Raw genomic sequence first — 10,725 nt, 5'->3', positions numbered from 1 at the left:
GCCGCAAAGCCGCGCCAGCTCTTGCTCGACGCCATCGGAGTGCCGGTCATCAACACAGATTTGTGACAGAGCCATATTTAATGCTTCCGGTTTTGCTCAGTTTAGGTGCTGAAATTACGCAATTCTCAATTTTTTTCATGTAAAAGCTCCATGTTTGTTTCATTGCCTAACGCCCTGAGTTCAGCCGCCGCCGTAGGCGGTCGGCTGCGACGAACAGTTAGACCCGAAGGCCAGAAGGGAGCGCCCAGCGATGAAGACGGGCGCGGCCCATGAAAAAGCGCTGCGCCACGGAAGCGGCGTAGCGCTGCAAGAACGATAGCTACTGGCGCAAGACTGGCAAGCGCTGGAGGCTAAAAAAGCTTGAAACTGGCGCAGCACCAGCAGGCGAAGCCCGTCCAAGCGCAAAAACCCCAGCGGATAAACGCTTGAGAAGGGCGAAACACTGGAACAAATGCGGGCCTGCATAAAGCGGAATATGAAGAGACTAACGGCCAAGATAAGCGGCTGAGCGCAGGGTTAGACACTGGGATACGGCAGCGGCAATTGCCTTAGCTCGGCAAGCAGCCGTTCTGCGGCGTGGGCAAACCTCACGTAATCTAATCGACCGCCTATAACGCTGCCTACGCATGAACTAGCGTCAGCCTTGTATTCAGGCGTTTCGACAACCCATCGTGTTTTTTCGCGCCCCTTTCCCTGGAAATACTCGACGACGTGCTCGCGCATATTGCGCAGGTCTTTTATGTCACGTATCGGAAATCCATCAATTTCCGAAAAATCGACATCCTGACAAAGGCCAAAATCTTTCACCCAATGCCGATGTTCTATTAGTTTATAAGCGGCAACAACAAAGTAATGATGCTCGCACCGCAGAACTTCCCCGACTTTAGTATGGTCAATTTGTCGATCAGAAAATAATTTTTCCGCAGCAGCAACTCGAGTTGCTTGGAGTACGACGCCTTGTGTCCATTGAAGCAAGCCACAGAAAGCCATAAATCGTTCTTCGTCTTGCGACATGATCGGTACGGTACTTGTCATTTGCAGATCTTTGTCGTTTGGGAAAGGCCGTTGCTGGTGTCTAACGGCCAAGGTAAGCGGCCCGCAGAATGCGGGTCCGCTTGACCGCAGAGTTAGACCCGAAGGCCAAAAGGGAGCGCACGGACTTGGACCAAGGCGCAGCCCACCAAAAAGCGCTGGGCCACGGAAGCGGCGCAGCACTGCAAGAATGATAGCTGGTGGCGCTTGATACATGTCGCATCACAGCCAAGTTTTCGTACCGGGATGGTGGCAAAGGGCGATTTGATGGCAGCTACTCGCGCAACTTCAACTCTGTCTCGTTGACTTCCACCTCGATGTCGAAAGGGGCGGTATTCCTTGATTTGCCGGGGCTGGATGGCCAGCGAATCGGCACCTACTTGATGAATGAGATCGTCCAGTGGGTGCAGCAGTGGCCCGAGACGACCGTCAATAGCATCGAGCTGCTGGCCGGACAGGCGCATGGTGACAACAAGATTGGGGAGGACATCTCCCTGAATGTAGCGAGACGCTTGGTCGTTTTTACTCAGAGAGCCGGTGGCCAGTCCCAGTTCAGCCCATACCTGATGCCATTTTTCGATCCGCAATCATCAACAGGATCAGTTCAGCAATATGTATTAGCTAATCTCACCTGTGACCTTGGCGTGCAGGCACTCGCTCAGATTGCAAATATGAGTCCACGAAATTTCTCTCGCGCGTTTTCACGAGAAGCAAAAGTCTCCCCCGCGGAGTTCGTGGAGCTCGCGAGACTGGACGCGGCGCGCAGACTGCTTGAGCATGATAGGAATCCCCTCAAGACCATTGCACTGAACTGCGGATTTCGCGACGGCCAACATATGCGTGACGTTTTCAGACGACGCCTGGGGGTGTCCCCTCAACAATATAGGTCAAGCTTCGGGATGGTAAATGCAGCACGCCAGAATGGTTGACTTATCCCCAGCAGTAGATATGCCATTGCCATGAATTTTAGCGACCTACTGATCCCTGTATCTATTTCAAAAAAACGCCTCACGACGAAAAAGGTGCTCAATGGGAAGACAGCAGCGCACCTAAAAGCCCTCGCAGAGATTCTGCTCACAATTCTCATGCCTTCCAAAATAAACCTTATGATGCAGCGTCGATGCACTTGCGGATCTGCTTCACCCAATATTTCGCCTCTTCATCACGAAAGAAGCACCCGATCTTTACCTTAACACCATCAGGCATTCTCAACGTGACAATAGCTGCATCGTAAGTTGGATAATCAGCCTCTAACTCGACCTTGAATATCTGCAGGGCGGCAAGGGGATATCGAGTAATATTATTTCGAAACAGCGATTTCCGCTGAAGTGTTGCCTCGCGAGACCTGGAATCCAGCCTCAGGTCAACTGAAGCACCAAACAGCACGAACCAGAGAATTAGTCCCGAGAAGCAGAGAGGAAAGATTAAAAATCCGAAAGTCGCAAAAATTACCTCGAAAACCGGTAGATCTGCCCAGTCAACTGATCTCGCACTATCCAAATAAAAAAGAACGAAAGGAATACAGAGAAAAGCCCAAGGAAATAAGAAAATGCGCAGCCAGAGAGGAAGTCGGCTCTCATATTTAATTCCGCCCTCATTAGACACAATCAGCTCGCCAGCTTTACCTAAAAAGCCCCGACTCTCCATGAACACCCCCCAGCCTGCGTCTGAAAGTTTATTTCAGCAACGCCGGCAGTCACCAGCACGTTTTCACTGCTGAGATTATAATAAAAATGATCGTAGTAGACATCCATGCGCATTCGAAAAAGTCACGGCGCAACTGGTTTTATGAGCAGTTCGGTTTGGTCTTCGATTACACCGACCCCGAGCATCGCGAAGGCCGATCCCGACCCATGCTAGCCGGAGCGTTAGTTAGGCCAAGTCTGTTCAAGTACTCGCGGACAACCGGGCCATCAATCTGTCTTGTCGCCTGACTGATGCGAATGCTCTTACCTTGATAGGAGATAATGATTGACCCACCCTTTGGAGCGTCTTTGCAAAGACCTCCCGCCGCAGTGCATTTGGCGATAAAGTCGTTGACCCTCATACCCGTCGCCGTGATTTTCCTCGGAGTGGTTTTATCTTTGAACCACTTCGCAATTTCGATTACAACTTCATCCACATCCAGTCCATGCTTCTCTCTCGGGAAGGCGTCTGCCGTTACCGCGACGACAAAATCGTAGATGTCGTCATCGGTCACTTCTGACTTCAAGCGCCTGTCGTTTCTGTGAAGTGCGGTAAGGATGGATACGAGCGCAGTTCGTTTATTTCCATTATGAAATGGGTGGTTCTTTGTCAGAGAATGAAAGAGCGCCGCCAGCTTCGTATCGAGTGTCTTGTACTTGTAATGATCACCACTTCCCGTGTTTGGCCGTTCGCAAGCCGACTCCAGCATCTGCTGGGACTTGACGCCAGCTGGAGAGATGGGGTCGTTCTCAGATTCGAAGAGTTTCGCAAGTCCGAGGTGAATTTCTTCGACAGTACCAGCATCAGGTGGCCACATAGGTTTCTCACAATCTAACGGCCCAGGTAAGCCGCCCGCCGTAGGCGGGTCGGCTTGAGTGCAGAGTTAGACCCGAAGGCCAGAAGGGAGCGCCCAGCCTTGAAGACGGGCGCGGCCCACGAAAAAGCGCTGCGCCACTGAAGCGGCACAGCGCTGCAAGAGTTATAGCTGGTAGCGCCTGACTGGCAAGCGCTAGAGGCCAAAAAGGCTGCAAACTGGCGCAGCGTATGCAGGCGAAGCCCGGCGGGCGGCCAAAACCCCAAAGCAGAAACCTTTGAGAAAGGCAAAACCTTGGAGTTAATAACGGCCTGCATAAAGCGTGTGATGGGACTAACGGCCAAAGTAAGCGGCTGGCCGTAGGCCAGTCCGCTTGACTGCAGAGTTAGACCCGAAGGCCAAAAGGGAGCGCCCGGACTTGAAGACGGGCGCGACCCACGAAAAAGCGCTGCGCGACGAAAGCGGCGCAGCGATGCAAAAATGATAGCTGGTAGCGCTTGACTGGTAAGCGCTGGAGGCCAAAAAGGCTTGAAACTTGCGCCAAGCCAGCAGGCGAAGCCTGGGGAGCGGCCTAAACCCCAAAGGAGAAACCTTTGAGAAAGGCAAAATCCTGGAATAAATAATGGCCTGCATAAAGCGGATGATGGGACTAACGCCCCAGCTAAGCTGCGGCCATGACGCCACGAAGTGGCGGCATGGACGTCGGCTTGAGCGCCTGGTTGGGCCTAGGCCCGGACAAGCATGTTTTTAACTTGCTCAATGGTCTGCGGTGGATTTGTTAAATGAACAACGGCATGGCAATTGGGGCAAAGTGGCACAAGGTCAGTTACTGGATTGACCTCATAGCTGCGATTGATTTCTGCCAGTGGTGTGACATGGTGAACATGAATATAGCCGGCAGCAGCTGCACCATAAGTAGCCTCAAAGTTGAAACCGCAAATGACGCAGTTGGCACCATGCGCTGCGATACAACGCTTACGTGCGACGGGATTACGCTCATAGGCATTGACCGTAACTCGACGAACCGCGCCCTCTATAAGCTGCGTGTCGGAGATCTCCTGAGCCGAGGCCATGCCTGACTGACTACACCCCGCGGCTTGCAGGGCTGAAATTGCCTCTGGGCGGAGCTTCCAAACAAAGCCCAGCTCTTTGGTGGGCTCGCCAGTAGCGAGCATATGCCACCACTCAAACGCCCCCTCAGGCAGGTTTTCTGGGTGTGTTTTAGTGACCTCAAATAATCGACGGCCAACACGCCCCAAGGCGGAGTTGACTTGAACTACGGCCATGCCAAGAAGGCGAGAAAGCTGGCCAGAAGATGATGAGCATTGCGGGGCGTAGAGCAATGCAGAAAGCACGCTCTGCTGAGGCTCAGAAAGCTCGGGGTAAATTGCGGTGAGAGCTTGCTGGTATGACATGGGTGCTTTTAGGCCCAACGCCCTGAGTTCAGCCGCCGCCGTAGGCGGTCGGCTGCGACGAATAGTTAGAAATAGACAATCGTTACTGCACAGTTATATATTTTTCTCTGATGCTTTCTAAGGTTTGGTTGCAGACTTTTTGGCTAATTAGATCTAGAGATGGAATCAAGATACAGACACCAACTGAATGACGAAAACTTGTAGATTTAATTTCATCAAAATACTGAATTTCCCCATCTCCAAGTTTTACTGTGTATCTGAATTGAAATTTTGAAGATGGACCTGAATCCATAGTTGATCCAATTGCTGCTCCAAGAAGGCCAATGGCCAAAGCGCCACCTGCTGAATAGTTGCTACCCCTCAAGCCTCTATCGATGTATGCGGCACTTGCGACTGCACCACCAAGAGCAGCGCCTGCGTTCGAGCCAGGAGTTGATTGGTCTGCGCCTTGAACGTCAGTTATTATTCCAAATGCATCTGGTGATAATATATTTATATCATAATCTGCGGTGATGGAAATTTTCTCTGCTTCACTAAGTTTGTCCCATATAGGCTTCGTGATTAACGCGGGCTTTTTAGTGTGCGATGCTGCTGTTTTTTCTGTTCCACTCGTTGATTTTTGTGACGGAGCCAAATACCCAATTTCTTCTACTCGTTGAGTCTGTCGTGGTATTTCTGGTGCGGATGTCGCACATCCCGCCAGAAATATCACGACACACAGTGCAGAAAAATTACTTAATGTACTTGATTGCACGGCCTTTACCCTCCAGGCTGCCCCAGCTCATAAGAGATATTCCACCGTCACCGTAGCGAATTAAAATTACTGCATCAGCACCCAATTCAGACGCTTCTTTTTGCAATTTTTCATTTACCATTTCGCGCGTTGGATTTGAGTGAAAAATTGTAGTTTTATTTACCGTAGCAGTAATATCTCCAAGTGATTTGTACGGACGGTCAACTACGTCTTGATCTGTTAAATAAATTTGTGATGGGGTTTTCTTGGAAATGGCATTCTGGCTACTTTCCTGAGCACTCACATCTTTGTTGTCTATACTGCTCGTCGACCATGTGGCGCAGCCACTCATAGATCCGGCGATAACTAATGCAAAAAATACCCTATGAACTTTCATTGTTTCTCCATGGTGATTGAAAATGATTCTAACGTTCGAATTCAGCGGCCGCCGTAGGCGGTCCGCTGTAATGACGGGTTAGAGCGCACTGTTGTACGCCTCCTTGAGCTCTTGCACGATGGCAGACTGGTAGCCATACCAGAGATCTTCGGCTGGATCGCCCTGCTGTCTGATGGCTGCGTACGGATCTTCGGCTCCGGCAACGATTGCGTTCAGCGCCCGAGCAAATGCCGGGAATGATGTCAGCCCAACAGCGGCGATTGCAGCTTGACATGCCGCCCACTGTTGCCGACCGTGATTGCAAAAGTACTGCGACAAGCCACCGTTGCGAGCTTCCGTATCCAGTAGCCAAACCTGATAAACGGCATTCTCAATTGCACTCAGCGATGACGCGTCGGCGTCGTGCTTTTCGAGCACATCTGCCCCGGCGTCCGTGATCCAGTCTTCGAGATTCCACGGAAGCATGCTGCGCTCTAACGCCCTGAGTTCAGCCGCCGCCGTAGGCGGTCGGCTGCGACGAACAGTTAGACCCGAAGGCCAAAAGGGGGCGCCCAACCCTGAAGACGGACGCGGCCCATGAAAAAGCGCTGCGCCACGGAAGCGGCGCAGCGCTGCAAGAATGATAGCTGGTGGCGCTTACTGCACAAGCGCTGGAGGCCAAAAAGGCTTGAAACTTGCGCAGTGCAGACAGGCGAAGCCCGGCGCAGCGCCAAAACCCCAAAGGAGAAACCTTTGAGATTGGCGAAGCGCTGGAATAAATGCTGGCCTGCATAAAGCGGAATATGAAGGGACTAACGCCTGAATTAAGCCGCGCCGCAAAGCGGCGTCGGCTTGAATGAATTGTTAGCCGTGTACGAAGCGGCAAATTTCACTCGAATGCTCGCGAAGAAATGCTTGCTTGTTTTGCAGGGGCTCAATGGTATTGGGCGGCGATTGATCCATAAAGGAAAAATGTCCCGCGCCGTCAATGACGCGGAGATCCACAGTTTGCCAACCACGAATTGTCTGAGTCAGCAACTCGCTTTGTGCAGGGGGCGTGATGCTGTCCGCAGAACCGACCCATACCTGAAGTGGAGGGCGCACCGCATCGAGTGCGTTGGGTGCTTGGAAAAACCCGGTTGGTGGGGCGAGGAGAGCAAGACGACTTAACCGCACATCTGCTGAGATGTTGACACGCTGACTAGGTCCCAGCCACATTTGGCCTCCGGTTAACGCGATAAGTATGGCTGCGCCTATTGAGTGGCCCACGCCAGATACAGTCGCGCCAGACTGGCCGAAAACATCAAGCGCAAGGCACAACCTTCTAGCCCTGAGCGTCAATTCAGCCTCCGTAGGCCTTGGCGAAGCAAGTCGCGAGAAATGCGGCGCGATAACCGTGCAACCTGACTCGGTCAGTGTATCCAGAAGCGTAACGTGACGCTCAGGGTTTCCCCCTGCGCCAACTGCAAAAAGTACCAGCGGGGCAGATGCTTTCCCTTTCCGCACCGACACATCGAATGATTCTGAACCATCATCGACTTTATCTATATTCATCAATGCCTCTGATTTGCTGGGATGTTATTGAGACGGCTAACGGGCGAGGTAAGCCGACCGCAGAATGCGGGTCGGCTTGACCGAAATGTTAGAGCCAGAAGCCAAAACAGATAACCTGAATTTGGCGACGGGCGCGAACTGCGAAAAAGCGCAGCGCCACCGAGGCGGCGCAGCACTACCAAAACAATAGCTGCTTGCGCTTGCTACACAAGGGCCAGAGGCCAAAAATACTGGAAACCTGCGCAGCCCATGCAGGCGAAGCCCGGAGAAACGGCAAACCCAGCGCTGCACAACGCTTGAGAAATTGAATGCCGTTTGAATAAGCATGGGCTAAATAAATTGGTTTTCAGTGGTGCTAACGCCGAAGTTAAGTCGTGCCGCGAAGCGGCATCGGCTTGAACGCATTGTTAGACATCATTGCCGAGCACCTTGGTGATCTCGCTTTTCATGAAGTGAATAAATTCTTCCAACTTATCTGCGCGCAAGACCGAGCGATCTTCCTCTTGCCCAAGATAAGCCTGTCTAGCTTCAAGCAAGACAGACTGATGCTGGGCAGGTAGATGTTCCATTGCCCAGTTGGCAGCGACATCCTTCGGCGCGATTTTACCAGTTGCTGCGCTGTACCAAATGCGGGACAACGTAAGCACTACATTTCGCTCATCGCCGGCCCAGTCGGGCTGCGAGTTCCATAGCTTCAAGGTTTCATTCAGCGCCTTGATTAGATCTTGTTCAGGAACTGGATCAAAGAGTTCCTCCGCCGCCGGACCTACCAAAGCCACGCTATGTTCTCTCGCTTTCGTTAGCAAGATAGCCAGATCGATGTCGATCGTGGCTGGCTCGAAGATACCCGCAAGAATGTCATTGCGCTGCCATTCTCCAAATTGCAGTTCGCGCTTGGCTGGATAACGCCACGGCATAATGTCTTCGTGCACGACAATGGTGACTTCTATAGCGCGGAGAATCTCACTCTCGCCTGGGAAAGCCGAAACCTCCAAAAGATCGTTGAACAAAGCTCGCCGCGTTGTGTCATCAAGCCTTGCGGTCACAGTAACCAGCAAATCAATATCACTGTATGGCTTCAGGCCGCCATCCACTGCGGAGCCGTACAAATGTACGGCAAGCAACGTCGGTTCCAGATGGTGCTCGATAACACTAAGCACCTTGGATAGTTGCGTCGAAATTTCGGCGGTCACTGAGTCCCTCATGATGTCTAACGGCCAAGGTAAGCGGCGGCGAAGCCGTCCGCTTGACCGCAGAGTTAGACCCGAAGGCCAAAAGGGAGCGCCCGGCCTTGAAGACGTGCGCAGCCCAAGAAAAACCGCTGGGCCACGAAAGCGGCGCAGCGCTGCAAGAAGGATAGCAGGTGGTGCTTGGCTGGCAAGCGCTGGAGGCCCAAAAGACTAGAAAGCCTTTGGAACAGGGCCGAGCGCTGAAATAAGTAGCTGCGCGCATAGAGCGGGTGATGGGACTAACGCTCTGAGTTCAGCCGCCGCCGTAGGCGGTCGGCTGCGACGACTAGTTAGGTGCTCTTTTCTGTGCTCGATCTTGTGGATTTTTCTACACTCTCTAAATCAATGCGCCAACCATTGCTGAAAGCTAGACTCTCTAGAAACCATTCTGGAAATATTTTTGTGGCAGATTTTAACCTTCTAAGATTTTGATTTTGTGGATTGTCTTGCATATAGAGGGATAGAATTTTGCTTTGACCGCCATTTATTTCGGATTCAAAACTGAATGGGTATGTCCCAAGATTTTCGCCAAATACATCTTTAATTGTTATGTAGCCAGCCAGCCCTATGATTGGTGCTTCAGTTTTGTTTTTGATCTCAATGTTAAAAACCCATTGCCATCCAATTTCTCGATTGAATCGATCGAGTTGAGGTTCTATGCGATAGTTAACGGCTCTCTTGTCAATGGCCTTGTTTATTTCTGCGTCTGTAAGTTGCCGGAGGTGTCTTACTTTTTCAATTTGTGAACTTTTCTCTTTTAGTGCTAATAACTCTTTCTCTCGTGCGCTTTCTTGTTTTTTCTTGAATTCTTTTTCTTTTTCGTATTCTTCGGCTTTTCTGGATTCGTATACTGTTTGAGTGTTTATGGCGTCTCTAACGGTATAGACCGTTCCTTCTCCTCCAAAACGTTCCCCGAGGGAATTTCTTTGAGACCACCTCAAAAATAAATCTCCATCGCTATTTGGCAAGGATTTGGCAATTTTTTCGGCTTCAGATGGGGTTAATTTATTGTTGATTTTTTTTGCATATGGATCGCCACATGCGGAGAGAAGGATGGTTGCGCAAAGCATCCAGGTAAATTTGGTTGTTTTATTTATTTTGAGCATAGGTGAATTTATTTGATTAGCAAGCTGTTCGCCGAACATAACTAGAAATAGACGACAACTGCACCACGCGGCGCTGTCGGATAGTACAAGCACATGTTACATCGCCAATAGGAAAAGTACGAAGATGCATCCGTTTAGTCAAACCTAAAATTCTGCGGATGCATGACAACGCCGCGATCCCCACTCCGGCAGACCCTGCCCGCCAGCCCAAGCTGCTGGAGCGCATGCGCATTCACCTGCGCACGCGGCATTACAGCATTCGCACGGAAGAAGCCTATATTGACTGGGCGCGTCGCTTCATTCTGTTTCATGGCAAGCGGCACCCACAGGACATGGGCGCAGTGGAGGTGGAAGCGTTTTTGAGCCATCTGGCGCTGGACAGGCAGGTGTCGGCATCCACGCAGAACCAGGCCAAGGCGGCGATTCTGTATCTGTATAAGCAGGTGCTGCAGATCGAATTGCCCTGGCTCGATGAAGTGGTGCAGGCCAAGCGGCCCCGCCGTTTGCCGGTGGTATTGACGCCCAGCGAGGTGCGTGAGTTGCTGTTGCACGTGGATGGCACGGCGGGGCTGGTGGCGCAACTGCTGTATGGCACGGGCATGCGGCTGATGGAGGCAGTGCGTCTGCGCGTGAAGGACGTGGAGTTTGCGAGGCGCGAAATCATCGTGCGCGAGGGCAAGGGCAACAAGGATCGCATCACAGTGCTGCCCGAGAACCTGATAGCCCCCTTGCAGGCGCAGTTGCAAAAAGCGCGAGCCTTGCATGAAAAGGATGTGGCGG

19 protein-coding genes are annotated in these 10,725 nt (G+C 51.7%); 2 read left to right on the top strand and 17 right to left on the bottom strand.

Going from position 1 to position 10,725, the window contains the following annotated elements:
• Nucleotides 1-180 precede the first annotated feature (180 nt).
• From AVS7_RS23760 to AVS7_RS23755, 3 genes are read right to left on the bottom strand one after another with little or no spacing between them, the layout of a single operon-like run.
• On the bottom strand, nucleotides 181-465 hold the full coding sequence (locus AVS7_RS23760; RefSeq protein WP_144425090.1) for a DUF1010 domain-containing protein: 285 nt from the start codon (nucleotides 463-465) through the stop codon (nucleotides 181-183).
• A 51-nt stretch (nucleotides 466-516) separates the two neighbouring features.
• Nucleotides 517-1,035, bottom strand: a complete 519-nt coding sequence (locus AVS7_RS24405; protein ID WP_144425089.1) for a hypothetical protein — start codon at nucleotides 1,033-1,035, stop codon at nucleotides 517-519.
• A 40-nt stretch (nucleotides 1,036-1,075) separates the two neighbouring features.
• Nucleotides 1,076-1,255, bottom strand: coding sequence for a DUF1010 domain-containing protein (locus AVS7_RS23755; protein ID WP_144425088.1), 180 nt, complete (start codon nucleotides 1,253-1,255; stop codon nucleotides 1,076-1,078).
• Here AVS7_RS23755 and AVS7_RS23750 point away from each other — a divergent pair.
• Entirely contained in the window at nucleotides 1,233-1,961 is a 729-nt protein-coding gene (locus AVS7_RS23750; protein ID WP_024001400.1) for a GlxA family transcriptional regulator, read from the top strand. The two genes, AVS7_RS23755 and AVS7_RS23750, sit on opposite strands and share 23 nt — an antisense overlap.
• Before the next feature lie 175 nt (nucleotides 1,962-2,136).
• On the opposite strand, the gene AVS7_RS23745 is transcribed toward AVS7_RS23750, so the two are convergent.
• The 14 genes from AVS7_RS23745 to AVS7_RS24380 all read right to left on the bottom strand — a co-directional run bounded on the left by AVS7_RS23745 (nucleotide 2,137) and on the right by AVS7_RS24380 (nucleotide 9,984).
• On the bottom strand, nucleotides 2,137-2,679 hold the full coding sequence (locus AVS7_RS23745) for a hypothetical protein (RefSeq protein ID WP_024001399.1): 543 nt from the start codon (nucleotides 2,677-2,679) through the stop codon (nucleotides 2,137-2,139).
• Between the two features lie 166 nt (nucleotides 2,680-2,845).
• Nucleotides 2,846-3,535, bottom strand: coding sequence for a type II toxin-antitoxin system death-on-curing family toxin (locus tag AVS7_RS23740; RefSeq protein ID WP_024001398.1), 690 nt, complete (start codon nucleotides 3,533-3,535; stop codon nucleotides 2,846-2,848).
• Between the two features lie 14 nt (nucleotides 3,536-3,549).
• Nucleotides 3,550-3,849 carry a DUF1010 domain-containing protein gene (locus AVS7_RS23735; RefSeq protein WP_024001397.1) on the bottom strand — a complete coding sequence of 100 codons (300 nt, stop codon included), beginning with the start codon at nucleotides 3,847-3,849 and terminating at the stop codon, nucleotides 3,550-3,552.
• 16 nt (nucleotides 3,850-3,865) lie between these two features.
• Complete coding sequence (locus AVS7_RS23730; RefSeq protein WP_082176462.1) at nucleotides 3,866-4,165, bottom strand: DUF1010 domain-containing protein; 300 nt, start codon at nucleotides 4,163-4,165, stop codon at nucleotides 3,866-3,868.
• A 92-nt stretch (nucleotides 4,166-4,257) separates the two neighbouring features.
• Nucleotides 4,258-4,947, bottom strand: a complete 690-nt coding sequence (locus tag AVS7_RS23725) for an HNH endonuclease (RefSeq protein WP_082176460.1) — start codon at nucleotides 4,945-4,947, stop codon at nucleotides 4,258-4,260.
• Between the two features lie 82 nt (nucleotides 4,948-5,029).
• Complete coding sequence (locus tag AVS7_RS24400; RefSeq protein ID WP_144425087.1) at nucleotides 5,030-5,701, bottom strand: hypothetical protein; 672 nt, start codon at nucleotides 5,699-5,701, stop codon at nucleotides 5,030-5,032.
• The gene (locus AVS7_RS24395; RefSeq protein ID WP_024001392.1) at nucleotides 5,679-6,077 is read right to left on the bottom strand and encodes a hypothetical protein; all 399 of its coding nucleotides are present in this window, start codon (nucleotides 6,075-6,077) and stop codon (nucleotides 5,679-5,681) included. Before AVS7_RS24395 ends, AVS7_RS24400 begins: the two co-directional genes overlap by 23 nt.
• 78 nt (nucleotides 6,078-6,155) lie before the next feature.
• Nucleotides 6,156-6,542, bottom strand: coding sequence for a DUF4375 domain-containing protein (locus tag AVS7_RS23720; protein WP_024001391.1), 387 nt, complete (start codon nucleotides 6,540-6,542; stop codon nucleotides 6,156-6,158).
• A gap of 22 nt (nucleotides 6,543-6,564) precedes the next feature.
• Nucleotides 6,565-6,849 (bottom strand): DUF1010 domain-containing protein, encoded by a 285-nt coding sequence (locus AVS7_RS23715; RefSeq protein ID WP_082176458.1) that lies wholly within the window; start codon nucleotides 6,847-6,849, stop codon nucleotides 6,565-6,567.
• Between the two features lie 71 nt (nucleotides 6,850-6,920).
• Nucleotides 6,921-7,610: an alpha/beta hydrolase gene (locus AVS7_RS24390; protein WP_144425086.1), complete on the bottom strand. Its 690-nt coding sequence runs from the start codon at nucleotides 7,608-7,610 to the stop codon at nucleotides 6,921-6,923.
• Nucleotides 7,611-7,646: 36 nt separating this feature from the next.
• Nucleotides 7,647-7,937, bottom strand: coding sequence for a DUF1010 domain-containing protein (locus AVS7_RS24385; protein WP_144425085.1), 291 nt, complete (start codon nucleotides 7,935-7,937; stop codon nucleotides 7,647-7,649).
• An 80-nt stretch (nucleotides 7,938-8,017) separates the two neighbouring features.
• Entirely contained in the window at nucleotides 8,018-8,815 is a 798-nt protein-coding gene (locus AVS7_RS11370; protein WP_001424636.1) for an ANT(3'')-Ia family aminoglycoside nucleotidyltransferase AadA13, read from the bottom strand.
• The gene (locus tag AVS7_RS23710; RefSeq protein WP_234450005.1) at nucleotides 8,763-9,062 is read right to left on the bottom strand and encodes a DUF1010 domain-containing protein; all 300 of its coding nucleotides are present in this window, start codon (nucleotides 9,060-9,062) and stop codon (nucleotides 8,763-8,765) included. The genes AVS7_RS11370 and AVS7_RS23710 overlap by 53 nt, the downstream gene beginning before the upstream one ends.
• Before the next feature lie 67 nt (nucleotides 9,063-9,129).
• Complete coding sequence (locus AVS7_RS24380) at nucleotides 9,130-9,984, bottom strand: hypothetical protein (protein WP_024001390.1); 855 nt, start codon at nucleotides 9,982-9,984, stop codon at nucleotides 9,130-9,132.
• 119 nt (nucleotides 9,985-10,103) lie between these two features.
• Here AVS7_RS24380 and AVS7_RS11365 point away from each other — a divergent pair.
• The coding region (locus tag AVS7_RS11365) for a phage integrase N-terminal SAM-like domain-containing protein (protein WP_020228516.1) at nucleotides 10,104-10,725 on the top strand (622 nt) is incomplete at its 3' end.

Source organism: Acidovorax sp. MR-S7 (assembly GCF_000400995.2).
GTDB lineage: Bacteria > Pseudomonadota > Gammaproteobacteria > Burkholderiales > Burkholderiaceae_C > MR-S7.
This window is presented reverse-complemented; position numbering and strand designations above follow the sequence as displayed.

Coding starts and splice junctions, on each gene's coding strand:
- AVS7_RS23730 (WP_082176462.1), bottom strand. CDS start 4,165: ATGCAGGCCATTATTTATTCCAGGATTTTGCCTTTCTCAAAGGTTTCT.
- AVS7_RS11370 (WP_001424636.1), bottom strand. CDS start 8,815: ATGAGGGACTCAGTGACCGCCGAAATTTCGACGCAACTATCCAAGGTG.
- AVS7_RS23720 (WP_024001391.1), bottom strand. CDS start 6,542: ATGCTTCCGTGGAATCTCGAAGACTGGATCACGGACGCCGGGGCAGAT.
- AVS7_RS24385 (WP_144425085.1), bottom strand. CDS start 7,937: ATGCTTATTCAAACGGCATTCAATTTCTCAAGCGTTGTGCAGCGCTGG.
- AVS7_RS24405 (WP_144425089.1), bottom strand. CDS start 1,035: ATGACAAGTACCGTACCGATCATGTCGCAAGACGAAGAACGATTTATG.
- AVS7_RS23755 (WP_144425088.1), bottom strand. CDS start 1,255: ATGCGACATGTATCAAGCGCCACCAGCTATCATTCTTGCAGTGCTGCG.
- AVS7_RS23735 (WP_024001397.1), bottom strand. CDS start 3,849: ATGCAGGCCGTTATTAACTCCAAGGTTTTGCCTTTCTCAAAGGTTTCT.
- AVS7_RS24390 (WP_144425086.1), bottom strand. CDS start 7,610: ATGAATATAGATAAAGTCGATGATGGTTCAGAATCATTCGATGTGTCG.
- AVS7_RS24395 (WP_024001392.1), bottom strand. CDS start 6,077: ATGAAAGTTCATAGGGTATTTTTTGCATTAGTTATCGCCGGATCTATG.
- AVS7_RS23715 (WP_082176458.1), bottom strand. CDS start 6,849: ATGCAGGCCAGCATTTATTCCAGCGCTTCGCCAATCTCAAAGGTTTCT.
- AVS7_RS24380 (WP_024001390.1), bottom strand. CDS start 9,984: ATGTTCGGCGAACAGCTTGCTAATCAAATAAATTCACCTATGCTCAAA.
- AVS7_RS23760 (WP_144425090.1), bottom strand. CDS start 465: ATGCAGGCCCGCATTTGTTCCAGTGTTTCGCCCTTCTCAAGCGTTTAT.
- AVS7_RS23710 (WP_234450005.1), bottom strand. CDS start 9,062: ATGCGCGCAGCTACTTATTTCAGCGCTCGGCCCTGTTCCAAAGGCTTT.
- AVS7_RS23745 (WP_024001399.1), bottom strand. CDS start 2,679: ATGGAGAGTCGGGGCTTTTTAGGTAAAGCTGGCGAGCTGATTGTGTCT.
- AVS7_RS23740 (WP_024001398.1), bottom strand. CDS start 3,535: ATGTGGCCACCTGATGCTGGTACTGTCGAAGAAATTCACCTCGGACTT.
- AVS7_RS23725 (WP_082176460.1), bottom strand. CDS start 4,947: ATGTCATACCAGCAAGCTCTCACCGCAATTTACCCCGAGCTTTCTGAG.